Source organism: Flagellimonas beolgyonensis (genome assembly GCF_003992615.1).
Lineage (GTDB): Bacteria > Bacteroidota > Bacteroidia > Flavobacteriales > Flavobacteriaceae > Flagellimonas > Flagellimonas beolgyonensis.
Map to the genome: position 1 here is coordinate 423,873 of NZ_RZMY01000016.1, position 23,331 is coordinate 447,203.

At 45.3% G+C, this 23,331-nt stretch carries 21 protein-coding genes; 15 read left to right on the forward strand and 6 right to left on the reverse strand.

Going from position 1 to position 23,331, the window contains the following annotated elements; all coding sequences use genetic code 11:
* Position 1 precedes the first annotated feature (1 nt).
* The 3 genes from EO131_RS12920 (at position 2) to EO131_RS12930 (ending at position 2,383) form a co-directional block, all read left to right on the forward strand.
* Positions 2-793, forward strand: a complete 792-nt coding sequence (locus EO131_RS12920; RefSeq protein ID WP_127022981.1) for a HEAT repeat domain-containing protein — start codon at positions 2-4, stop codon at positions 791-793.
* A 19-nt stretch (positions 794-812) separates the two neighbouring features.
* Complete coding sequence (locus EO131_RS12925; protein WP_127022814.1) at positions 813-1,565, forward strand: DUF4097 family beta strand repeat-containing protein; 753 nt, start codon at positions 813-815, stop codon at positions 1,563-1,565.
* Positions 1,566-1,669: 104 nt separating this feature from the next.
* Positions 1,670-2,383 (forward strand): DUF4097 family beta strand repeat-containing protein, encoded by a 714-nt coding sequence (locus EO131_RS12930; protein ID WP_127022817.1) that lies wholly within the window; start codon positions 1,670-1,672, stop codon positions 2,381-2,383.
* On the opposite strand, the gene EO131_RS12935 is transcribed toward EO131_RS12930, so the two are convergent.
* Genes EO131_RS12935 through EO131_RS12945 form a run of 3 tightly spaced genes read right to left on the reverse strand, consistent with a single transcriptional unit; the run spans position 2,380 to position 3,635 of the window.
* On the reverse strand, positions 2,380-2,772 hold the full coding sequence (locus EO131_RS12935; RefSeq protein WP_127022820.1) for a DUF423 domain-containing protein: 393 nt from the start codon (positions 2,770-2,772) through the stop codon (positions 2,380-2,382). The two genes, EO131_RS12930 and EO131_RS12935, sit on opposite strands and share 4 nt — an antisense overlap.
* Before the next feature lie 10 nt (positions 2,773-2,782).
* Positions 2,783-3,214, reverse strand: a complete 432-nt coding sequence (locus EO131_RS12940; protein WP_241243841.1) for a DUF2141 domain-containing protein — start codon at positions 3,212-3,214, stop codon at positions 2,783-2,785.
* Positions 3,204-3,635, reverse strand: a complete 432-nt coding sequence (locus EO131_RS12945) for a PH domain-containing protein (RefSeq protein WP_127022823.1) — start codon at positions 3,633-3,635, stop codon at positions 3,204-3,206. Before EO131_RS12945 ends, EO131_RS12940 begins: the two co-directional genes overlap by 11 nt.
* Positions 3,636-3,740: 105 nt before the next feature.
* On the opposite strand from EO131_RS12945, the gene EO131_RS12950 reads away from it, so the two are divergent.
* The 7 genes from EO131_RS12950 (at position 3,741) to EO131_RS12980 (ending at position 16,026) form a co-directional block, all read left to right on the forward strand.
* Positions 3,741-4,496 (forward strand): SDR family NAD(P)-dependent oxidoreductase, encoded by a 756-nt coding sequence (locus EO131_RS12950; protein ID WP_127022826.1) that lies wholly within the window; start codon positions 3,741-3,743, stop codon positions 4,494-4,496.
* 7 nt (positions 4,497-4,503) lie between these two features.
* Entirely contained in the window at positions 4,504-4,980 is a 477-nt protein-coding gene (locus EO131_RS12955) for a hypothetical protein (RefSeq protein WP_127022828.1), read from the forward strand.
* Between the two features lie 98 nt (positions 4,981-5,078).
* Entirely contained in the window at positions 5,079-8,159 is a 3,081-nt protein-coding gene (locus EO131_RS12960) for a VPS10 domain-containing protein (RefSeq protein ID WP_241243842.1), read from the forward strand.
* 73 nt (positions 8,160-8,232) lie between these two features.
* Positions 8,233-9,981, forward strand: coding sequence for a glycoside hydrolase family 13 protein (locus EO131_RS12965; protein ID WP_127022834.1), 1,749 nt, complete (start codon positions 8,233-8,235; stop codon positions 9,979-9,981).
* Between the two features lie 86 nt (positions 9,982-10,067).
* Complete coding sequence (locus EO131_RS12970; RefSeq protein ID WP_127022837.1) at positions 10,068-10,466, forward strand: hypothetical protein; 399 nt, start codon at positions 10,068-10,070, stop codon at positions 10,464-10,466.
* Between the two features lie 80 nt (positions 10,467-10,546).
* Positions 10,547-14,896 (forward strand): CusA/CzcA family heavy metal efflux RND transporter, encoded by a 4,350-nt coding sequence (locus EO131_RS12975; protein ID WP_127022840.1) that lies wholly within the window; start codon positions 10,547-10,549, stop codon positions 14,894-14,896.
* Between the two features lie 2 nt (positions 14,897-14,898).
* The gene (locus EO131_RS12980; protein WP_127022843.1) at positions 14,899-16,026 is read left to right on the forward strand and encodes an efflux RND transporter periplasmic adaptor subunit; all 1,128 of its coding nucleotides are present in this window, start codon (positions 14,899-14,901) and stop codon (positions 16,024-16,026) included.
* Between the two features lie 6 nt (positions 16,027-16,032).
* On the opposite strand, the gene EO131_RS12985 is transcribed toward EO131_RS12980, so the two are convergent.
* Together EO131_RS12985 and EO131_RS12990 are read right to left on the reverse strand one after the other, a co-directional pair.
* Positions 16,033-16,854, reverse strand: coding sequence for a ZIP family metal transporter (locus EO131_RS12985; RefSeq protein ID WP_127022846.1), 822 nt, complete (start codon positions 16,852-16,854; stop codon positions 16,033-16,035).
* Positions 16,854-17,510, reverse strand: coding sequence for a metal-dependent transcriptional regulator (locus tag EO131_RS12990; protein ID WP_127022986.1), 657 nt, complete (start codon positions 17,508-17,510; stop codon positions 16,854-16,856). The genes EO131_RS12985 and EO131_RS12990 overlap by 1 nt, the downstream gene beginning before the upstream one ends.
* Before the next feature lie 79 nt (positions 17,511-17,589).
* Here EO131_RS12990 and EO131_RS12995 point away from each other — a divergent pair, with 79 nt between their 5' ends.
* Both EO131_RS12995 and EO131_RS13000 read left to right on the forward strand, forming a co-directional pair.
* Complete coding sequence (locus EO131_RS12995; protein ID WP_127022848.1) at positions 17,590-19,860, forward strand: TonB-dependent receptor; 2,271 nt, start codon at positions 17,590-17,592, stop codon at positions 19,858-19,860.
* A 33-nt stretch (positions 19,861-19,893) separates the two neighbouring features.
* Complete coding sequence (locus EO131_RS13000; protein ID WP_241243843.1) at positions 19,894-21,078, forward strand: lycopene cyclase family protein; 1,185 nt, start codon at positions 19,894-19,896, stop codon at positions 21,076-21,078.
* Here EO131_RS13000 and EO131_RS13005 read toward each other — a convergent pair.
* Positions 21,075-22,049 (reverse strand): polyprenyl synthetase family protein, encoded by a 975-nt coding sequence (locus EO131_RS13005; protein WP_417935634.1) that lies wholly within the window; start codon positions 22,047-22,049, stop codon positions 21,075-21,077. The genes EO131_RS13000 and EO131_RS13005 overlap by 4 nt on opposite strands.
* A 181-nt stretch (positions 22,050-22,230) precedes the next feature.
* On the opposite strand from EO131_RS13005, the gene EO131_RS13010 reads away from it, so the two are divergent.
* From EO131_RS13010 to EO131_RS17165, 3 genes are read left to right on the forward strand one after another with little or no spacing between them, the layout of a single operon-like run.
* The gene (locus tag EO131_RS13010) at positions 22,231-22,779 is read left to right on the forward strand and encodes an RNA polymerase sigma factor (RefSeq protein WP_127022854.1); all 549 of its coding nucleotides are present in this window, start codon (positions 22,231-22,233) and stop codon (positions 22,777-22,779) included.
* The gene (locus tag EO131_RS13015) at positions 22,769-23,194 is read left to right on the forward strand and encodes a hypothetical protein (protein ID WP_127022857.1); all 426 of its coding nucleotides are present in this window, start codon (positions 22,769-22,771) and stop codon (positions 23,192-23,194) included. Before EO131_RS13010 ends, EO131_RS13015 begins: the two co-directional genes overlap by 11 nt.
* A complete protein-coding gene (locus EO131_RS17165; protein ID WP_164731691.1) occupies positions 23,181-23,324 on the forward strand; it encodes a hypothetical protein in 144 nt (47 codons plus the stop codon). The genes EO131_RS13015 and EO131_RS17165 overlap by 14 nt, the downstream gene beginning before the upstream one ends.
* Positions 23,325-23,331 lie beyond the last annotated feature (7 nt).

Genomic DNA, 23,331 nt, shown 5'->3' on the forward strand with positions numbered 1-23,331 from the left:
TATGAAAAACAAACATGTTGATGAATTGATTCCCGATTATCTGGACGGTTCACTTAAAGGGGAAGACTTACGAAAAATGGAGCAACACCTTGCGGAATGTCCCCTTTGTCAAAAGGAATTGGAAGAAATGAAACTATTGTTTTCCGCATTTAGGGAAGACCAAATTGAGGTTCCTTCCGAAAGGTTGAAGGCTCAATTTGAAAAAGTGCTGGAAACGGAAATATCAAATCACGGCCAGGTGATTCAATTGCAGCCGCAACGAAAAGGAAACAACTGGTCGAACACCTTTTTAAAAGTGGCGGCAAGCATTGCACTTTTGGTGGCATCCTTCCAAATGGGCAGTGTATTCCAACAGCAAAAAGCCAATAAGGACATCGCGCTACTGCAGGAGGAGACCCTCCAAATGAAACAAACGGCCATGTTATCGCTGATGGAAAACCAATCGGCCAGCAAACGCATCCAAGGAGTCAGCTACATTGAAGAATTTGAAAGTCCGGATGAAGCCATCATCAAAGCACTGGGCAACCGATTGTTATATGATGAAAACGACAACGTTCGTATGTCTGCCTTCGATGCCCTTGCAAAGTTCACTTCCTCGGAAAGTGTAAAAAACATACTCATTGAGGCTTTGGAAAAAGAGAAAAATCCGAGTATCCAAGTCGCTATCATTCAAGCACTGGTGCAAATCCAAGAGAAAAAAGCGGTGAAACCCATGCAAAAATTATTGGATCAAGAAGACACCCAACCCTTTATAAAAGAACAGATCAAAGCAGTATTACCCAGTATAACATAAACATCAAAAAACGAAAATCATGAGAAAATCAATTTTTATTATTGCGGCCCTTTTAGTGGGCACCTTGGCCAAGGCCCAGACAGATTACACGAAATCATTAAGCGGCATCGAGTGGGTCAAAATTGAATCGAAAACGGACATCACCGTTAAAACCCACAGCTCCAATGAGCTTTTGATCAAATCCGGTCCCGAAGTGAAGACCCCCGAAAGGGCCAAAGGTCTCAAATTGGTCGGAGAGGGAGGGCCGGACAACACCAATATCGGTTTCTCCGTGGTGCAAGATGGCAACACATTGATCGTACACAATTTGAGAAAAAGCAAAGGGGCCGAAATCTACCTACCCAAATCCCAAAACCTATCTGTTAAGAGCACTTGGAACGGCGACATCGACATCGATGGGTTTTCAGGAGAAATCGAGGCAGATGCCCAACTCAATGGTAGTGTAAAGATCACCAACGTAAATGGTCCGGTAACCGCCAACTCCCTTAATGGAACCTTGGAAGTGGTTTTCGGGACCGTAAAACAAGATTCCCCGATTACTTTGTACTCTACTAACGGAGTGGTGGATGTTTCGCTACCTGGCAATACCCCCGCCAACCTATCGTTGAGCACCTTGAATGGAAATCTTTATACCGACTTCGACATAAAAGTGACCGAAAAGGATGGCATGAAATCCTATTTGGGACGAAAAGTGAATGCCGCCATCAATGGTGGTGGAGTCAAAATCTCCATGAAATCTGTCAATAGTAATATGTACCTCCGAAAAAAATAATCTCAAATGTCACATCGAGCGGAGTCGAGATGTTTTTATCCATCTTTCGACTGCGCTCAAGATGACAAAACATCAATTTAAAATCATCTTAAAAACGAACAGTCATGAAAAAATGGATCATCACCGCAGTTGTGGGATTGGCAACCCTATCCCTATCGGCACAAAAAGTTATTGAAAAAAACTTCAAGTATTCCGGTCAGTTTATTGACCTTAACGTAAAATTTGCCTCCGAAATCGAAGTAAAGACCTGGGATAAATCCACGGTATACCTGAAGGCGGACATCACCACCAAAAATGGCAAATTCATCGACCTATACAACTTGGACATTGATGAAAACGGATCTACATTGGACATTGAAGAAGATGCCATCCCTGTTTTCAAAGCCTTTCAGGATGAGTGGGACAGAAATCACCCAGGTTCCAAAAATAGAGGGTTCATGGAAGATGACACCTATGAATTCAACTATGTACTTTATGTGCCCAAGGGAGCTCGTTTTAAAGTGAGCAGCATCAATGGCACCCTAAAATCAGACATCATCGAAGGGGATTTTACGGCCGAATTGATCAATGGGGATATCGACATCAAACAATACAAGGGTGATATGGACCTCCAGACCATCAACGGTGCCATTGACCTAGTGATGAAAAACACCCGATTGGTGGCCGAAACCTTGAATGGAAATATCTATGCCGACGAAAAGCTGAACTTGGTGGTTTCGGACAAGTATGTGGGTCAAAAAGTGGAAGGCAGCTTCGACAAGGCTGAAAACCGATTGCGACTGAACACCATCAACGGGAATCTATACCTTAGGCTTTAGACCAAGTTGGCCACAAAGGAATAAAGTAACAATGCCCATCCCGCGACCAACAATAATCCCCCAATGGGAGTTACAGGACCCAAAAACCGCAATTTTTCACCTTTGGCAGCGCTCAAACAAAGGGCATAAATACTGAAGGAGAACAACAAGGTCCCAAAAATGAAACAATTGACAATGGCCGCATCCAACGCATTGTCAAAACCCAAATTAAAGCCCAGTACCAAAAGTACGATGGCATGGTACATTTGATATTTGACCCCTGTCTCAAAACTATGGAGCAGTTCAGGGGTCAATTTCTTTTTAAGGGCGTGGGCACCGAAAGCACCGAAAACGACAGCCAAAAGTCCAAAAAGTGCACCCATCAATTGCGCCATAAATATTGTTCCCATCTGATTTTAATTAAAGAGTGATGTTGATTTCGTAATCCGAGGAAATGTGAAAGGCACAATCCTTATATTTTGGTGGTCCGAAAGTCCGCATCTCCGCATTGGAAAATGCCACCTTTTCCTTTGGAATGCCCAGCCAATTGGTATCCAATTTCCCATTGTCGTTTTCATCATGAAAAACAGCCAAGGCATATTCCCCAGCAGGCAAATTTGGTATCTTCAACGTTACAATCCCTTCATTGGCATGCACGCTGTTCGTAGTGAGGACCCCATCAAAGGACAAAAATGTATTGTGGGAGTTATAGACTGCAACGTTCACCTTTCCCTTTTTGGATGCCACATTGTGTACATGCACTGAAATGGTATTTTGGGCAAAAGCCAACATGGGGAACATTACTAAACTTATGGCCACCGCCATTTTATTATTCATTGCCTTAATCAACATGGGTACGGTTTTGCATTTCGGTCTGCAAAATTGAGAATAATTCTTGGGTCTCGGTACTATCTTGCAGGTTCATGTACAAGGTAAGGGAATCATGGTGTACCAACTTGATCTTGTGTTGCCGCAGATCGTCCACAAAAACATGCACTTTGGTCTGTGTTACCGAATCCAGAAAAATGCCTTTTTCCCTTGCTTTCCAAGAAAAACCGCTTGATCGTTCCATTTCGGGCAACTTTTCCACAAAGAGTACGCTGTCCAGTTCCGCCAATGGGATTTTTTGGTAGTACAGCCCGGAAAGTACCTTTAGGTTGCCTTCCTCCACCTTGTACCAATTTTTATAGTGCTCCACAAAAGCGAGAATACAAACGATTACCGTCAGCACAATCAATAGGTTCCACAGCCAATGTCTCTTTTTGGTTCCCATTCAAACACTTGTTTTACTGAATTGGATTTTAAAGGTAGTGCAATTCATTTTAGCAATCAAAAAGCGCTTTTCCCCCTATCTTTGAAAACAACAATCAAACGATTTATGGATTTTACAGGAAAAAATGTGTTAGTCACTGGAGCTTCCCGTGGTATAGGAAAGGCAACTGCGATGGCGTTTGCCCAAAAAGGGGCCATAGTGGGCATCAATTACCGAAGCAATGATGAAGTGGCCCAACAAACCTTATCCGAATTACCCGGGAGCGGCCACAAACTGTTCAAAAGGGATATTTCCCAAAAGGCCGAGACCAAAACGCTTATTGATGATTTTATAAAAGCTTACGGCCGATTGGACGTTCTGGTGAACAATGCGGGCATTTCCATTTTCCATGAAATTGACAAGGTCGATTTTGACCATTGGACACATGCATGGGAAAAAACCTTCGAAACCAACCTATTCGCTGTGGCCAACACCTGCTATTGGGCGGCCCAGAGCATGATAAAATCGGGCGGTGGGCATATTGTGAATGTATCGTCTCGTGGGTCCTTCCGTGGCGAGCCCACCAAACCAGCTTACGGGGCCAGCAAAGCTGCCTTGAATGCTATGAGCCAATCGCTCGCCAAAAAATTGGCTCCTTACAAAATCTACATCGGGGTGGTGGCACCCGGATTTACCGAAACCGAAATGGCCAAGGAAACCCTGACGCCAGTTGAACGTGAAAACCTGTTACGGGAATCCCCTTTCAAACGTATGGCCCAGCCCGAAGAAGTGGCCCATGCCATCCTATTCCTGGCATCTGAAGGGGCGGCCTATTCCTCGGGTACCATAATCGATGTTAACGGTGCATCCTACCTAAGATAGTAATCGCATGAAGGCAGCTACAATAGCCCAACTCAAAAAAGAACTCCAATTCAAGTCCCAAGACGATATTGTGCAGCTCTGTTTGCGTTTGGCCCGTTTTAAAAAGGAGAACAAAGAACTTCTCACCTATCTGCTCTTTGAATCCGACAGTGAGGCCGGTTATATTGAAACGGTTAAACTAGAGGTGGACGAAATGTTCGCGGACATTAACATCAATAGCTATTTCTATATCAAAAAGAGTGTGCGGAAAATATTGCGGACCATCAAAAAATACATCCGCTATTCGGGCAACAAGGAAACCGAAGTGGAATTGTTGTTGTATTTCTGTGAAAAGCTAAAAAATCTGAAGCCTTCCATTCACAGAAACACCACATTGCTCAATTTATATACCCGACAATTGGATTATATCGCCAAAAAAATGCCCTTGCTCCACGAAGACCTGCAATACGATTTCGGCATGACCCTAGAAAAACTCCGCGAGTGATATTTTTTCGTTCATATTGAGTAACTTGGGGCTAACTACTCAAAACCAACGCTCAGATTATGAAAATGCAAACAACCTCAACCAAAACATGGTGGCTTATGGCCATGTTTTTCACAACCCTTTTCAATTTTGCTCAAAACGACCAAGCATCCATGCCCGTGGATACCAGTTTTTACAGTGGTTTTTCCTGGCGGAACATTGGTCCTGACCGCGGCGGAAGGTCACTGGGCTGTGCAGGAAGTCCCTCCAGACCCAACGAATATTATTTTGGGGCCACAGGTGGTGGCCTCTGGAAAACCATCGATGGCGGCAATACTTGGACCGCGGTAACGGACGGACAAGTGACCAGCTCTTCGGTGGGAGCGGTGGCCGTGGCCGAGAGTAATCCGGACGTAGTATACATTGGTATGGGGGAAACCCAGTTGCGCGGCAGCATTACCCAAGGCGACGGCGTTTACAAAACCACGGATGGTGGCAAAACTTGGACCCATTTAGGATTGGAAGAAACACAAGCCATTTCAAGGGTACGGGTGGACCCCACCAACGAAAACATTGTGTACGTGGCAGCCCTTGGGCATCCCTACGGCGAAAACGAGGAACGGGGTGTTTTTAAAAGTGTGGACGGTGGAAAAACCTGGAAAAAAGTATTGTATGTGAGTCCCAAAGCGGGCGCTGCTGATTTGATCATTGATCGAAACGACCCCAATACCCTGTATGCCAGTACGTGGCAGGTGTACCGAAAAGCATGGAAAATGTGGGGCGGTGGTCCCGATTGTAAATTGTGGAAGTCCATCGATGGCGGAGAAACTTGGACCGACTTGACCAAAAATCCCGGAATGCCCGAAGGTCCCATTGGAAAAATCGGGGTAACCGTTTCCCCAGTGGATTCGAACCGGGTTTGGGCCATTGTGGAAGCCAACGAAGGAGGTGTGTTCAGATCGGATGATGGTGGAAAAACCTGGGAGCTCACCAATAATGAACGAAAACTGCGCCAACGCGCTTTTTACTATTCCCGAATTTATGCCGATCCCAAGGACAAGGATGTGGTGTACGGTTTAAATGTTGGCTTTTTCAAATCCACAGATGGGGGAAAAACCTTCGATGTTACCATCCGAACTCCACACAGCGACAATCACGATCTATGGATCGACCCCAATGACCCAGAACGTATGATCAGCTCCAATGATGGTGGTGGTGTAGTAAGCATCAACGGAGGCAAAACATGGACCGAACAGGATTATCCCACGTCACAATTCTATCACGTAATGGCCACCAGCGACGTGCCCTACCACGTGGTGGGTGCCCAGCAAGACAACAGTACGTTGGCCATGCCCAGTGATGGATGGGATTTTATGCAGGCCCGTGGCCCGAACCACGGCTGGTACTATGCTGTTGGCGGTGGTGAGAGTGGCTGGATTACCCAAAGCCCGACCAATCCGGATATATTTTATGCCGGAAGCCAAGGCGCCCTATTGACGCGATATGACCGAAGCAACGGACAGATAAGGGATATTCAGGTGTATCCACGATTCTTTTCTGGGGAACCGGCAAGTGCCCTTCCGGAACGTTGGCAATGGACGTTCCCCATTATGTTCGCGCCAAAAGACCCCAATGTGATGTATACCTGCTCCCAACATGTTTGGAAAACCACAAACGATGGACAGACCTGGGAAAAAATCAGTCCGGACCTCACCTATGCTGACCCAGAAACACTGGGGAAAACCGGGGGTATCATCACCATGGACATGAACGGGCCTGAAATTTATGCCACCGTATTTGCCTTGGCACCTTCCAATCACGACATCAACACCATTTGGGCCGGCTCGGATGATGGCAAAATCCATATTACAAGGGATGGCGGTAAAAATTGGGAAGACATCACCCCAAAGGATTTACCAAAATTCTCACGGGTAAGCATCATCGATGAATCCATTCACAATCCGGGTACTTTGTACGTGGCCGCCAACCGTTACCAAGTGGATGATCGTGAGCCTTATGTTTTTAAGACGCACGATTACGGAAAAACTTGGACCAAGATCATCAACGGGATAGAAAAAGGACATTTTGCACGGGCCATCCGTGAAGACCATGTACGGGAGGGCTTGTTGTTCTTGGCCACCGAACATGGCGTTTATTTTTCCATAAACGATGGCGAACAATGGCAATCCCTGCAATTAAACCTGCCCGACACCCCGATCAGGGATTTGGTGATCAAGGACAACGATGTGGTCTTGGGCTCCCACGGTAGGGGATTCTGGATCTTGGACGATATACAACCGTTACGCGAATATTCAGAAGAGCTTATCAGTGATAGAAATGTACTGTTCAAGCCCACCAATGCGATTAGAGGGATTACCAATGCCACTTTCCAATATTATTTGGAAGAACAGGTGGACAGTGTTACGTTTTCCATCTTTGATGCCGACAATAATTTGATTGAAGCATTTGGAGGCAACCAACCCAAATACAAAAAGGACGACAATGCATCTTGGTGGAGCCGTGGCAGCAGTACCACTCCGACAACTGCAAAAGGCATCAATTCTTTTACCTGGAATTTGAGGTATCCCGGACCCACGACCTTTGATGGCATCATTATTTGGGGAGCTTCAGCCAAGCAAGGGCCAAAAGCACCGCTCGGCACGTACACCGTGCAAATGAAAGTTGGTACGGAGGTCATCAAAAGCTATCCGTTTACCATTGAAATGGACCCCAACTTGAAAGGCATTACGGCCGAAGACCTTCAAAAGCAATTTGACTTGGCATCCAAAATCACCAAAAAAGCCACCATTGCCAATGAAGCGGTCATCCAGATCAGGGACATTCGCAAGCAATTGGATAGTTTGGGCAAAGGTATTTCGAGCCATCAATTCAAAAAGCTATCCAGTGATTTTATGGGCACCCTTACCGAAATTGAGGAAGACCTGTATCAGACCAAGAACCAATCGGGTCAAGACCCCTTAAACTTCCCGATTAAATTGAACAACCGATTCAATGCCTTGCAACGAAGCATCGAAAATGGGGACGCCAGACCAACGGATGCTGCATACGTGGTGTACGATGAACTTTCGAAGGAGTTGGACCAACACATGGCTAAATTGAACAGCACTCTTAAAACGCAACTTCCAAAGGTAAATGTCCTTTTGGAAAAAAATGGCAGTGGCACCATCCGTTTGGAATAGAACGGCAAAGCGATAAAAGAACATATGGGCAAATCACCTATCTTTAAGGAATACTGCATATAAACCAACTGTTATGAAACGTTCCTCATTTATAGGGGTGATTTGCCTTTTTTTAGTGCTAATGGTGGTCTTATCCTGCAATCAAAAACCAAAAGAACAGCCCAAAACCAGTATTGATAATGCCCAATGGTGGAAAGAGGCTATTGTCTATCAAATATATCCCCGTAGTTTCAAGGATTCCGATGGTGATGGCGTAGGTGACCTGAAGGGCATCGTCGAAAAGTTGGATTACATTAAAAGTTTGGGGGTAACGGCCGTTTGGCTCAATCCCATTTATACCTCTCCCAATGCCGATAATGGGTATGATGTGAGCGACTACCGTGACATCATGGAAGAATTCGGCTCCATGGCCGATTTTGACAGCCTGCTTGCCGGAATGCACCAACGCGATATCAAATTGGTCATGGACATAGTGGTGAACCATAGCAGTGACCAGCATGAATGGTTCAAGCAATCCAGAAGCTCACGGGACAATCCATACCGGGATTATTACCATTGGTGGCCTGCAGAAAAAGGGAAACCGCCCTACCGTTACAGTCTGTTCGATGCCAAAGGAGACGCTTGGCAATACGATTCGTTGACCAATGCCTATTACCTACATTACTTTGCCAAACAACAACCCGATTTGAATTGGTCCAACCCCAAAGTGCGACAGGAAGTGTACGATATCATGAAATTTTGGGCCGATAAAGGTGTGGATGGGTTCCGTTTGGATGCCTTCCAATTTGCTGCCAAGGATACCACCTATCCAAAATTCCCGGATGGTTTTGAGAAGGATTTCATTCAATATTATGCCATGCAGGATGGCCTTCACGACTACTTGAAGGAAATGAACGAAGAAGTCTTCAGCAAATATGATGTAATGAGTGTGGCCGAAGGTGCCGGGCGCAATTTTGAGGATGCACACAAATTGGTGGACCAAGATAGAAATGAACTCAATTTGGCCTATGCTTTTGAAGGGGTGGACATTCCCAAATATGAAGGATATGATCTGGCCACCATGAAGGAAGTGTTCACCAAATGGGACCAAGAATTTGCCGAGGATGGATGGTTGTCCATCTTTTTGGCCAACCATGACCAGGCCCGCATGGTGAGCAGGTGGGGCAACGACAGTGAAGCATTTAGAAGCGCTTCCACCAAGCTGTTGAATACGTTTATCCTAAGTATGCGCGGCACGCCCTATTGCTATTATGGGGATGAACTGGGTATGACCAATATTGATTTTGATTCCATTTCGCAATATCAGGACATTGCTGCCATCAATGGGTATCAAAAGGCATTATCGGAAGGTGAGGATATGGACCTGTTCATGGAAAAACTCAATTTCGGCTCCCGGGACAACGGCCGCACCCCCATGCAGTGGGACGGTTCCACCAATGCTGGTTTCACATCAGGAACACCTTGGTTGCCCGTAAATCCCAATTTCGCAGAAATCAATGTACAAGTTGAAGATTCAGATTCCAATTCCGTGCTGAACCATTTTAGGGCAATGACCCAACTGCGCAAACAAAATCCAATTTTGGTGTATGGCGATTACAAACTTATAATGCCCGAGCATCCAACGGTTTATGCCTATACCAGAACAATGGACGATAAGAAGCTATTGGTCCTGTTAAACTTTTCTAAAGAAAGTTCGACCGTGTCCCTAGATAAGAATTGGGCCGCTTCCCCAATTCTTATAAATAATTATAATGACCTTGATATTATTGACAATTCCTTAAAATTGAAGCCATTTCAGGCGGTGATTTTGAATATCAACTAATTCATTCTCAGTGTAATCAGATTGATTCTAAATTAGTTGCCCATGGTTTTCCTGCCGTGTTAAATTTGTAATTTTACGCTGTCAGGATGAATAAATTAATTACCATAGGTACTGCAGTGCTCATTTTTCTGCAAAGTATCAATATCCATTTCACCGATTTGGCCGAACTGGATCAATTGATTGAGCACTACCAATTCCACTCTGCGGAATATGGCGATAACTTTTTGGTATTTATGTCCAAACACTACGGTGAATTAAAGGATTCCCACAGCGAAAAACACCAAGAAGAACAAAAGGAACACGAAAAATTACCCTTTCAACACCAAACCCAGTGTGCACAGCACTTGGTCTTTGTGATGGACTCAAAATCTTTCTTTGATTCAAAATCAGAGATTCCGATGGTTCAAAAAGGGAATTTCCATTATCAAATCTCCTACTCAACCGTTTGGGGCGACGACCCCTTCCAACCACCCAAACATGCATAGAACATAGTATTTACGGCCCATGCCGTTTACTTTCCATGAAGCTTTATTGAATTTTATAATGCTATCTATATCTATGAATCATGTTTTCAAAAATTATCAGCTTTAGTATAAAGAACAAATTCATTGTTCTCTTATTTACAACATTTATAGCCCTGATCGGGTTGTACTCCCTCTCACAAATACCCATTGGGGCGGTCCCCGATGTGACCAATAACCAAGTTCAGGTAATCACCACCTCAAGAAGCTTGTCCACACAGGACATGGAACAGTTCATCACCTATCCTGTGGAACTTGAAATGGCCAACCTGCCCGGTGTAAAGGAAATCAGGTCGGTCTCCAAGTTTGGGCTTTCCGTGGTCACCATTGTCTTTGACGATGACTTAGGTACATACCTGCCCAGGCAGCTTATTGCCGAAAAAATAAAATCGGCATCCAGCCGAATCCCGGAAGGCTTCGGAACTCCGGAAATGGGTCCGATTACCACAGGTTTGGGCGAAATCTACCAATACATTTTGGATGTGGATGCCGAACACAAGGATCAATACACGGCCACCGATCTTCGAACCATTCAGGATTGGATCGTGAAACGACAACTTTCCGGAATACCCGGGGTTGTTGAGGTCAACACTTGGGGCGGATTCCTCAAACAATATGAGGTGGCCATCCAAACCCAAAAATTGAATGCGCTCAACATCACCGCCAAAGAGGTTTTCACCGCCTTGGAAATGAACAACAGTGTTAGTGGAGGTGGCTATATTGAAAAGGTGAACCAGGCCTACTTTATACGTGGTGAAGGCTTGGTCGGCGACCTGAAGGATATTGAAAATATTGTCGTGACCACAAGAAATGGCATTCCCATCTATATAAAGGATCTTGCCAAAGTTGGATTCGGTAGTGCGCCCAGGTTCGGCGCCATCACCGGGAACGGGGAGGGCGAAAAAGTGCTCGGACAGATCATGATGTTGAAGGATGCCGATTCCAAACGGGTTATCGACGCTGTAAAAGAACGTGTTGAAAATATTTCCAAAGCACTGCCTGATGGGGTTTATATCAATCCCTTTTTGGATCGCAGCGAATTGATTGGAAGAACCACATTTACCGTTACTGAAAACCTGATCCTGGGCTGTTTGATCGTCATCTTTGTGGTGGTGTTGCTCTTGGGAAATTGGCGATCGGGGCTTGTGGTAGCCTCGGTGATTCCGTTATGTCTCTTATTCGCCCTTACCCTGATGAACATCTTCGGAGTGGACGCCAACCTCTTGAGCTTGGGTGCCATCGACTTTGGCATCATTATAGACGGAGCGGTGATCATTGTGGAATATATCGCTTTCCAAATCACCCAACGGCAAGGAGAGCTCTCCCAATTGAACAAAGGGGATACCCAATCCATTAAAGATAAGATCACTGTGGAAGGCGCCACAAAAATGATGAACTCCGCAGTTTTCGGACAGCTGATCATTTTGATCGTATTCATCCCCATTCTTTCGTTGAGTGGTGTGGAAGGGAAAATGTTTAAACCAATGGCGTTGACCTTCAGTTTTGCACTTTTAGGTGCGGTTCTGTTCTGTTTCACCTATGTACCCGTGGCCTCCGCCCTCTTCCTTAAACCTGCAAAAAATACTTCAAAAGGTATTTCGGCCCGATTGGTGAATTGGATCAACAAACAATACGAACCTGTGATCCATTGGGCCATGAACAGCAAAAAACTGGTGCTCTCCATTGCAGCAGCATTGTTGGTGGGAGCCGTATTATTGTTTTCCACCATGGGAGGGGAATTTGTGCCCACTTTGGATGAAGGGGATTTTGTGATTCAGCCCGTATTGAAAACAGGAACCTCGCTGGCGAAAACCGTGGAAACCACGACCAAAATCGAACAGATTTTGATAGATCAATTCCCAGAAGTGAACCAAGTAGTCAGCCGGATCGGAGCGGCCGAAGTACCTACCGACCCCATGTCCATGGAAGAAAGTGATGTCATTATTTCCCTAAAACCGAAAAAGGAATGGGTTTCCGCCGAAACCAAGGATGAACTTGCCGATAAGTTTAAAGAGGCCCTTTCAGTGATTCCAGGCATGGAGGTGGAATTTACACAACCCATCGAAATGCGGTTCAACGAACTGATTACTGGGGTACGGGCCGATATTGCCATCAAGATTTTTGGACCAAGTCTGGAAACCTTGAACCGCAAGGCCAATGAAATAAAGGATTTGATCCAAGATGTAGAAGGCGCTTCGGATATTATTGTGGAAAAAGTAGAAGGCTTGCCTCAAATGAGTGTGGTCTTCGACCGTGCAAAAATTGCTAGGCATGGCCTTAATATTGCCGACCTGAACGAAATGATTTCCATGGGGTTTGCCGGTAAAGTGTTGGGTAGCGTTTTTGAAGGGGAACGTCAATTCGATTTGGTCGTTCGGTTGGATGCCGACAACCGACACGACATCTCCGACCTTAAAAACCTTTATGTGGATATTCCCAATGGCGGTAAAATTCCATTGAGCGAATTGGCCGAAATTACCTATCAAAAGGGTGCGGCCAAAATTTCAAGGGACGATACCAAGCGACGCATTGTGGTCGGTATCAATGTACGTAATCGTGACCTACAATCCGTAGTGGATGATGTACAACTGCTGATCAATGAACACATTCAATTGCCCCCCGGCTATACCATTACCTATGGAGGTCAGTTTGAAAACCTTCAAAATGCAAAAGCAAGGTTGATGATAGCTGTGCCCATAGCCCTATTGCTCATCTTTATCATGCTCTACTTTGCCTTTGGCTCGGTAAAAGAAGCCCTGTTGATATTCTCGGCCATTCCACTTTCCGCGGTTGGAGGTGTGCTATTGCTCTGGTTGCGCGACATGCCCTTCAGTATTTCGGCAGGTGTTGGGTTCATTGCACTTTTTGGTATTGCGGTATTGAACGGCATTGTGCTAATCGAGCATTTTAAAGAATTGAAGGGCAAGGATTTTGATTCCATGGAAGATTTGATCAAACAGGGAACCAAGGATCGTTTGCGCGCTGTTCTATTGACCGCTTCGGCAGCGGCTTTGGGCTTCTTGCCCATGGCGGTTTCCACTAATGCCGGAGCTGAAGTACAACGTCCATTGGCCACTGTGGTTATTGGTGGATTGGTCACCGCTACCATGCTCACGTTGGTGGTTTTGCCAGTTTTATATGCCTATTCCCACAATATAAAGTTCAGAGGTATGCGAAAAAGAAGGCAAGAACGTAGAATGCGGAAGAAAAATGCTTTGACCATTTTGATGCTTTTGGTATCGATCTCCGGGTTTTCCCAATCCAAATTGAATTTGGACGATCTGATGTCGCTTTCCTTGGAGAACAATAAAGGATTACAGGCGGGGGCATTGATGGTCGACCAAGCCAAAACCCTACGTGGAACAGCCTTCGATTTTGAAAAAACGGACGTTTATTATCAATATGATGAAAACAACCTGGCACTCAATGGAGAGCCGTTGAAAGTGTTCGGTGCAAAACAGATGTTTGAGTTTCCAACGGTGTATGGGGCTAAAAACAGGGTTCAAAAATCCAATTATGCACTGCAAAAATCGTCATTTGAAATTCGGAAGAAATTGTTGTTCCAGTCATTGAGCACGGCCTATTACGAATATCAGACTCTTCACCAAAAAGCGAAACTTTATGGAACATTGGACAGTATTTATCGGAAATTTGCCCATGCTGCCGATAGACGGTTTGAACTCGGCGAGACCAATTATTTGGAAAAGGTAACGGCACAAGCCAAACAACGGCAGATTGCCAATACCTATGCAAAAGTCCAACAAGGTATTATAACCACGTATGCACAGATCATCAGTTTAGTGCAAACCGGCGATACCTTGGACATTGCCATTGAAAGGCCTGAAAAGCTTTCAATCTCCAACGCTGTGGGCCTTATGGAAACGGAGACGGCGTTCCTGGACCAACGCCAAGAGCTGAGCAATGCAGAAAAAAGTCTGGAAGAAAACCGGTTGTTGCCCGACTTGGACCTGGAATATTTCCAAGGGACCAACAAAGGACTCGGCACATCGTTGTACGGCGTTCAATTGGGTGTTCGGATTCCGCTGTTGTTTTTTGGAAAAAGCAGCAAGGTAAAATCGGCAAAGATCCAGACCAAGATTACGGCCATGGAGAACACGGAAATTTCAATATCCACCAATCAGCGCTACAAGGCGTTGTTGGGACAACTGGATCAGCTGGACAAAGAGCTTTCCTATTACGAAGATGAGGGGGGATTGTTGTCCGACCAGATCCTAAAAGCAGCATCCGGAAACTTCATGAACGGGGAAATCGACTTTTTTCAATACATCCAAAGTTTGGAAAACGCCTATGATATCCAAAATAGTTATTTGGATGTGCTCAATCAATACAATCAAACTGTAATCGCCATTAATTACTTGACCATAACATTATAACAATGAAAAATATAAGCTATAGTATCGCCACTTTTGTCCTATTGACATTGATAGGCTGTGGCAACAAGAACAACTCCGAATCGACTTCTGAAGAAGTGAAAGGTTCGGGTATTATCATAACGCAGGACCAATTTGACACCAACGATTTGATATTGGGGTCCTTGGAACAGCGCACCTTTCCAAAAATGGTGGAAACATCGGGCATGATCGACGTTCCGCCAGAGAACAGGGCCAGTGTAACCGCTTTTATGGGTGGATTTGTGAAGAAAACACCCTTGTTGGTGGGTGATCGTGTAAAAAAAGGACAACTTTTGGTGGTCTTGGAAAGCCAAGAGTTCGTACAAATGCAACAGGATTATCTGGAAGTTTTCAATCAATTGGATTTTTTAAGAACCGAGTTCGAAAGAAACAAGACCCTATTTGAAGAAAAAATCGCTTCCCAGAAAAACTACTTGCAGGCAAAGAGCAATTACGAAACCGCGAAGGCCCGTTACCAGGGATTGCGGGAACAATTGCAGATGTTGAACATTTCACCCAACAAGGTGGAACAAGGTACCATCGTTTCCGAAGCGGCCATTTATGCCCCAATAGAAGGAAGCATTACCAAAATGAACGTTTCCATGGGCAGTTATGTGTCCCCAGCAATGGAAATTTTGGAGATTATAGATAACGATCACGTACATCTGGAACTCACTGTTTTTGAAAAGGATATTCTCAAAATAAAAAAGGAGCAAAAGATACATTTCAAAATTCCGGAGGCGTCGGATGAAACGTTCAATGCAAGGGTATACTTGGTAGGTACTTCCATTGACGATGCGAAACGCACAATTAAAGTGCACGGGCATCTTGAAAAAGAGGAAGGGAATTTTCTTCCCGGCATGTTCGTGAATGCCCTGATCATGACCGATACCACAAAAACGTGGGCACTGCCAGCAGAAGCGGTAATCGAGTCCGAAGGTACGGCCTACGTGTTGAAATTGATAGGCAAAACCGATTCCAACTATTCGTTTGAACGTGTTGCCGTGACCCAAGGGAATACCTACGATGGCTTCACCGAAGTCAGAGGTACCGGACTGAACGAAACGGACCAATTTTTGACCAAGGGTGTTTTTGATTTGATCGGAGGGTAACCTGGTTTACCCCAAGCCCACATCCAACGTCATCATAATGATAAATCCACCGATAAAGCCCATTGTGGCAATGTCGGTGTATTTGTCTTGTTGGGTTTCTGGAATTACCTCTTCCACCACCACAAAGATCATGGCGCCAGCCGCAAAAGAGAGGGCATAGGGCAAAATAGGTTCAAAGGTGAGCACGGCCCATGCACCCAACACCCCGGCAATGGGTTCCACCAAAGCAGATGCCTGTCCATACAAAAAGCTTTTGGTTCGGCTCAGGCCCTGTCTGCGTAAAGGCATGGCCACCGCAAACCCTTCCGGGAAATTCTGGAGTCCGATACCCAAGGCCAACGCAACGGCTCCACCAATGGAAGCCCCTTCAAAACCGGCGGCCACCCCACCAAACAATACACCTACTGCCAATCCCTCCGGAATGTTGTGCAAAGTAATGGCCAAGGTAAGCAAGGTAGTCCGGTGCCACGGGGTCTTTACACCTTCCGCCTCGCTCAATTTAAAATTGATGTGCAAGTGGGGCAACACTTTGTCCAAGGCAAAAATAAAGCCGGCCCCTAAAAGAAACCCAACCGCGGACGGTATCACCTTTACAAAACCTTCCCCTTCGCTCATCTCGATACCGGGTGCCAACAGACTCCAAAAACTGGCCGCCACCATAACACCTCCGGTAAACCCCAACATGCCATCCAAAACAGCACGGTTCATCCCTTTGAAGAAAAAAACCAACCCTGCGCCCAATGCGGTCAAGGCCCAAGTAAAAATGGTGGCATAGAGCGCCGCCAAAACGGGATCTATTTCCTGAAAATACTGTATTACCTGTTCCATCAGTCGTTCTTTTTTACATAAAGATTAGCTGCAATTTGATGTGATATCCGTAATTCCTTTCCCTGCAATTCAATATGTAGGGATTGGTCAAAATCTTCCTTTTCCAATACCTTGATGGTATGCCCAAGGGCGATATTGTTCTTGTCCAAAAATTTCAAAAAAGGGGCTGATGAATCCTTCACTCCCACACAGACTCCCTGCGTATTCACCGGCATTTCGCTCAATAATTGCTCGTCCCGCTCCATAAATTTGCCATCCTTGGTAGGAATGGGATCTCCATGCGGGTCATATTTTGGAAACTCCAGAAGTTCATCAATCTTATCGATCAATTTTTCACTTTTGATGTGCTCCAATTGCTCGGCCACTTCATGCACCTCATCCCAAGTAAAGTCCAATTTTTTGACCAAAAAGACTTCCCACAGCCGGTGTTTTCGAATAATGGAAAGTGCTGTTTTTATGCCGGAATCCGTCAAAGAAACGCCCTGGTACTTTACATAGTTGACCAATCCTTTGTCAGCCAATTTTTTGGCCATATCGGTCACCGAGGACGGTTTGGTCTCCATTTGCTCCGCAATGGCATTGGTGGTAATGGACTGGGCATTTCCCCCTCCCAAATGAAAAATAGTTTTCAAATAATTTTCTTCCGAACGGGTCATCAAAAATAATTTTTTCAAAAATACATTTTTATTTATCAAAACCTATTTTTAGTTTTGTCTAAATTTATATTTTTATTAATTGAAATCAATTTGTAAACATCTTGCCCTTAATTGGATTGCTTTGGTCAGCAGTTGTTGTTTGGCCCAATCGGCTTCGGTATCGGGAAAGGTAACCGAAAATGGGACGCCCCTTCCTCTGGTCAATGTGCAGCTTAAAGGCACTGAATATGGGGCAGCTACCGATATCGATGGTAATTTCACACTTGACGCTGTGGTGCCGGGCGACTATGTATTGTTAGTGACTTCCTTGGGCTATCAACCCTATCAAACCAAAATAAAACTAGGGGCGGATACGACTAAAACCATTAATATACAATTGGAGCCGTCGGCCCAAAGATTGGACGAAACGGTGGTCACAGGAACACTAAAACCCGTAAACCGGTTGGAAAGTCCAGTTCCGGTTGAGGTGTACTCACCAACTTTTCTTAAAAAGAACCCAACGGCCAGTGTTTTTGACGCGTTACAAAATGTGAATGGCGTACGGCCACAGATCAATTGCAATGTGTGCAACACCGGAGACATCCACATCAATGGTTTGGAAGGGCCCTACACACTGGTACTTATTGATGGGATGCCCATTGTAAGCGGGTTGGGAACGGTATATGGACTTACCGGTATTCCCAATTCCTTGATTGAACAAATTGAAATCGTGAAAGGGCCTGCCTCTTCTCTCTATGGCAGTGAGGCTGTAGGTGGTTTGATCAACATCATCACTAAAAATGCGCTGAGTGCCCCCGAATTTTTTGCCGATGGTTTTGTGACCGGTTGGGGCGAATACAATCTGGATGTGGGCAGTAAGATTGCCGTGGGCAAAAAGACCGATTTGCTGTTGGGAATCAACTATTTCAACTATGATGTGCCCATCGACAATAATGGGGATAATTTTACCGACCTTACCCTACAGGACCGTATTTCCTTGTTCCAAAAATGGGATTTTGAACGTAAGGATGCCCGTTTGTTTTCCTTGGCAGGCCGCTTTTTTTATGAAGACCGGTGGGGCGGCGAAATGCAATGGACCCCTGAATTCCGTGGCGGGGACGAAATTTATGGAGAGAGCATCTATACCCGTCGTTGGGAAATTCTGGGAAAATACCAATTGCCATTTTCCGAAAAGCTTTTGCTCTCTTTCTCGTACAATTACCATAATCAAAATTCGGTGTACGGCGATACTGAATACCTGGCCGACCAGCGTATTGGTTTTGCCCAACTCACCTGGGACAAAGCCTTGGGGAATCATGATCTGTTGCTGGGAAGTGCCATTCGATACAACTATTACAACGATAATACCCCGGCCACTCCAATAGCGGACAACATTTGGATTCCCAGCCTTTTTGTGCAGGACGAGTTTACCTTTGCCCCCAAACACTCTTTTTTGGCGGGAATGCGCTTTGATCATGACCAACGACACGGCAACATCTTTACCCCCCGCGCTGCCTACAAATGGAAAATCTCGGACCATGACATTTTTCGGGTAAATGCGGGAACCGGTTTTCGGGTGGTGAATTTGTTCACCGAAGACCATGCAGCACTTACCGGGGCTCGTGAAGTGATCATTGCTGAAGAGTTGAAACCCGAGCGCTCTTACAACATCAACCTGAATTATTTAAAGAAGATCTATAGCGACAACGGTACTTTTATCGGATTGGATGCCTCTGCTTTCTATACCCATTTCAACAACGTGATCTTGCCCGATTACGAGACCAATCCCAACCAGATCATTTATGATAATTTGGAAGGGAAATCCGTTTCCCAGGGCATTAGTGCCAATTTGGATGTAGTTTTTCCCAGTAGTTTCAAGATTATGGTCGGGGCCACATGGCAAGATGTGAGCACCACGGAAAATGGCATTTCCCAACAGCAAATCCTTACGGAAAGCATTACGGCTACGTGGAACCTGTCGTACACCTTTCATGCCCTTAAACTCACCGCAGATTATACCGGAAATTTATACGGCCCCATGCGTTTGCCCTTGTTGGGCGACCTGGATCCGCGAAGGCCCTATTCCCCTACTTGGAGCATTCAGAACATCCAGTTTACCTACAAAGGCCTGAACAATTTTGAGGTGTATGCAGGCATCAAAAACCTATTGGACTGGACTCCGAACCGAGGCAATCCCTTTATCATTGCACGGGCTAACGACCCATTTGACAAGGACGTCACCTTCGATGCCAACGGAAACCCGGTAGCCACGGCGGATAACCCATATGCCCTTACTTTTGACCCCACCTATGTGTATGGGCCCAACCAGGGCATCCGGGGATTTTTTGGAGTACGGTATACGGTTTTTTGATTAGGAAAAATGTTGATTGTTTTTCCGAGGTAAATGATCACTCAATTAATATCCAATCCTTCCCCTATCTTTGAACCCATGACCCATTACGACTATATCATTGTTGGTGCCGGGGCCGCCGGACTCTTATTGGCCGATGCCCTTGGCCGTGATGCTTTCTTCGCTGGCAAGTCGATTATGGTGTTGGACAAGGCCGATAAATCCCAAAACGACCGTACGTGGTGTTTTTGGGAAAAAGGACCGGGCCCGTTTGATGACTTGATCCACAAAACTTGGGATACCATTTATGTAGCGGGACAACAGTGGGAAAAATCCTTGGAAATCACTCCCTACACCTATAAGATGTTGCGCGGAATCGACTTTTACAACCATTATGTACCAAAGGTAAAGGCATACCCCAATATCACTTGGGTGAAAGAAGAAGTGCAAAGCGTTCGGGAAAAAGAGCATGTGGTGGAAGTGGTCACCGATGCCCAAACCTTTACTGCAGAACACGTTTTTTCGAGTCTATACGATCCATCACGTCCTTACAGTCAAAAGCACTATCCGGTATTGCAACAACATTTTTTGGGATGGTTCGTCAAAACCGAAAACCCAGTTTTCAATGAAGGGGAAGCCACTTTTATGGATTTTTCGGTTGCTCAAAACGGCAACACCCGATTTTTGTACGTGCTGCCTTTTTCCCCAACCGAAGCTTTGGTGGAGTACACCCTTTTCTCGGAGCATCTTTTGGAACTAAGTGAATATGAGGAGGCCATCAAACAGTACATCCAAGAAAAGTTCAAAACGGCCTTTACGATCACTGAAACCGAATTCGGTACCATTCCGATGACCTGTTATCCCTTTCACAAGCACAATTCTGACCGTGTCTTCCATATCGGCATTGCAGGCGGTTGGGCGAAGCCAAGTACCGGGTTCACCTTTTACAGTATCAGCCAACAAATTCCCAAATTGGTTGAACATCTGAAGGCCGGAAAATCACTTTCCCAGTTTTACCACAAGGATCGATTTTTGTTTTACGACATGTTGTTGTTGGATATTCTCCACAAGGACAATGCACTGGGCGCCTCCATATTTGTGTCTTTGTTCAAGCGGCGAAAAGCCCAATTGATTTTAAAATTTCTGGAAAACGAAACCCATCTTTGGGAAGAGTTGCAAATCGTGACCGCACCCAAACCTATGCCTTTTATCCGTGCTTTGCTGGGTCGGATTTTTTAAACGGTACGCCGCATCAAATTTTCGCCAAAGACGCGAAGCAAGTTCTTTTTGGAATCCGGTAATTGCAGGCCGTCCAAAACCTCAAAAGCTTTTTGGGTGTAGGCTTCAATTGCTGATTGGGTGGCTTCCACAGCGCCGCTTTCCTCGAAAATGGTTTTTACCGTTTCCACTTTGGTCGAACCCTCTTCGGGTTGTATGGAATACAGGTGCAACAGGCTTTCCTGATCTTCCTTGGTCCCTTGCTCCAATGATTTTAGGTATAGAAAGGTCTTTTTGTTTTCCAAAATATCCCCTCCCACCTGTTTACCAAACGTTTTCGGATCACCAAAAGCATCCAAAAAGTCGTCCTGCAACTGGAAGGCAATACCCAAGTTTCTACCAAACTCATAAATGGACTTACAATCGGGCTCCGAGGCACCAGCAACAATGGCTCCCATTTCCATGGCTGCAGCCACCAAAACCGAAGTTTTGTACTCGATCATTTTGATGTATTCGGGAATGGTTACATCGTCCCGGGTCTCAAAATCCACATCGTATTGTTGGCCCTCGCACACTTCAATGGCGGTTTTACTGAACAAAGCCGTCAACTTTTTATAGGTTTCTGCTGGATAGCTCTCAAAAAATTGATAGGCCAGGATCAGCATCGCATCACCGGATAGGATACCTGTGTTCACGTCCCATTTTTCATGCACCGTGGTCTTCCCTCTTCGCAGGGGTGCATCGTCCATGATATCGTCGTGCACCAGCGAAAAATTATGGAACATTTCAACAGCAAGGGCTGCATCCATGGCTTCCTTTGCCTTACCCCCAAAAATATCGGCGGTCATTAAGGTGAGAACGGGACGAAGCCGTTTACCACCCAAATCCAGAATGTATGAAACCGGTTCATACAGGTTTTTGGGTTCCGAATATTGGGTTTTGGCCTTGAGTTCCGTAACAAACATGTCCCGGTACTGACTAATACTATCGATTGCTGACATGGGTTCAAAAATACATGCAAAAAATCAATTTGAAACGGTAGTGGTACGATAAGTTTCCATCCCCATATTTGTGGTGTTCCCCAAAATATTTCGAAAAAAAATGATGAAAAGTTGCAATGGATTGCAACTTGTTCGTCTCTATAGTTGAAGACCAATAGCTGTCAAGATCAAAATGGCAACCAAAACCGAGGACCGAAACAACCTTTCAGACTTTTTCAACGAGGAGTATGGCTCGTTGCGATCGTATGTGCAGTCCAAGATCAGGGATACTTCGGAACGGGATGCGGAAGATATTGTTCAGGATGTTGCGCTTCGGATTTTTTCCCGGCCCGATGATGCCATCCCGATCACCAATGTGGGCGGCTTTGTGTACAATGCCATCCGGAACAGGATCATAGACATTATGCGTGGGAAGAAAGAACGCAAATTGCCCAGTGACGACCTGGACCAGCATTGGCAGGAATTTGCAGAACTGTTCTACGGAGCTGCTGATAACAGCTACTCTGCAGAACTGGAAACTGCTTTGAAAAATGCCGTTTCGGAACTGAAACCAGCGTACCGGGATATTGTTATCGCCATCGATTTTGAAGGCTATAACTATAAAGAACTCGCAGAACGAACCGACATACCAGCAGGCACATTGATGTCGCGAAGGCATCGTGCTCTAGCAGAATTATCTAAAAAATTGGAAAACTTAAAAGCATTGAATCATGGATCGTAAAAGAGAAATTGAAAAACGTGTGGAAAGCAACGTGGAATATTATGTGAAAAAAATCGTGAAGGTCATCGCCATGGTAATCCTTGCCGGAGCCCTGTTCTTTTTGGCCAACTACGTGCTCATGCGTCTTTGGAACTGGCTCATGCCCGACCTATTTGGACTGGCCACCATTACCTTTTGGCAAGCATTGGGCATTTTGGTCATGGCCAAGATCATCTTCGGATTTGGAGGGGGTGGCGGTAAAAGCAAAGGTGGGTCGCACCAAAGAAGGAAACACAGATCAAATCATAAATGTAGTTCCCTGCGAAGGGACTTCGACGAATGGAAACACTACGACCAATTCTGGAAAGAAGAGGGTGAAGAAGCCTTTAAGGCCTACGTGGCAAAAATCAAAAACGAAAATCATGAAAACAGCTAAGAAAACAACCTTCACTGAAAAATACCTGAAGAAGTATCGCCCCTTCTTTTGGAGTTTTGGGAACACAACCCATCAATTAGAGCAGAACGAGGTGCTTCAACCCCTTTTTGTGGTGGATGATTCCAAATAAAACAAAG

Bases quoted from the DNA above. Each gene is read 5' to 3' on its own strand.
- EO131_RS12920 (WP_127022981.1), top strand. From the start codon at position 2: ATGAAAAACAAACATGTTGATGAATTGATTCCCGATTATCTGGACGGT.
- EO131_RS12925 (WP_127022814.1), top strand. From the start codon at position 813: ATGAGAAAATCAATTTTTATTATTGCGGCCCTTTTAGTGGGCACCTTG.
- EO131_RS12930 (WP_127022817.1), top strand. From the start codon at position 1,670: ATGAAAAAATGGATCATCACCGCAGTTGTGGGATTGGCAACCCTATCC.
- EO131_RS12935 (WP_127022820.1), bottom strand. From the start codon at position 2,772: ATGGGAACAATATTTATGGCGCAATTGATGGGTGCACTTTTTGGACTT.
- EO131_RS12940 (WP_241243841.1), bottom strand. From the start codon at position 3,214: ATGTTGATTAAGGCAATGAATAATAAAATGGCGGTGGCCATAAGTTTA.
- EO131_RS12945 (WP_127022823.1), bottom strand. From the start codon at position 3,635: ATGGGAACCAAAAAGAGACATTGGCTGTGGAACCTATTGATTGTGCTG.
- EO131_RS12950 (WP_127022826.1), top strand. From the start codon at position 3,741: ATGGATTTTACAGGAAAAAATGTGTTAGTCACTGGAGCTTCCCGTGGT.
- EO131_RS12955 (WP_127022828.1), top strand. From the start codon at position 4,504: ATGAAGGCAGCTACAATAGCCCAACTCAAAAAAGAACTCCAATTCAAG.
- EO131_RS12960 (WP_241243842.1), top strand. From the start codon at position 5,079: ATGGCCATGTTTTTCACAACCCTTTTCAATTTTGCTCAAAACGACCAA.
- EO131_RS12965 (WP_127022834.1), top strand. From the start codon at position 8,233: ATGAAACGTTCCTCATTTATAGGGGTGATTTGCCTTTTTTTAGTGCTA.
- EO131_RS12970 (WP_127022837.1), top strand. From the start codon at position 10,068: ATGAATAAATTAATTACCATAGGTACTGCAGTGCTCATTTTTCTGCAA.
- EO131_RS12975 (WP_127022840.1), top strand. From the start codon at position 10,547: ATGTTTTCAAAAATTATCAGCTTTAGTATAAAGAACAAATTCATTGTT.
- EO131_RS12980 (WP_127022843.1), top strand. From the start codon at position 14,899: ATGAAAAATATAAGCTATAGTATCGCCACTTTTGTCCTATTGACATTG.
- EO131_RS12985 (WP_127022846.1), bottom strand. From the start codon at position 16,854: ATGGAACAGGTAATACAGTATTTTCAGGAAATAGATCCCGTTTTGGCG.
- EO131_RS12990 (WP_127022986.1), bottom strand. From the start codon at position 17,510: ATGACCCGTTCGGAAGAAAATTATTTGAAAACTATTTTTCATTTGGGA.
- EO131_RS13000 (WP_241243843.1), top strand. From the start codon at position 19,894: ATGATCACTCAATTAATATCCAATCCTTCCCCTATCTTTGAACCCATG.
- EO131_RS13010 (WP_127022854.1), top strand. From the start codon at position 22,231: ATGGCAACCAAAACCGAGGACCGAAACAACCTTTCAGACTTTTTCAAC.
- EO131_RS13015 (WP_127022857.1), top strand. From the start codon at position 22,769: ATGGATCGTAAAAGAGAAATTGAAAAACGTGTGGAAAGCAACGTGGAA.
- EO131_RS17165 (WP_164731691.1), top strand. From the start codon at position 23,181: ATGAAAACAGCTAAGAAAACAACCTTCACTGAAAAATACCTGAAGAAG.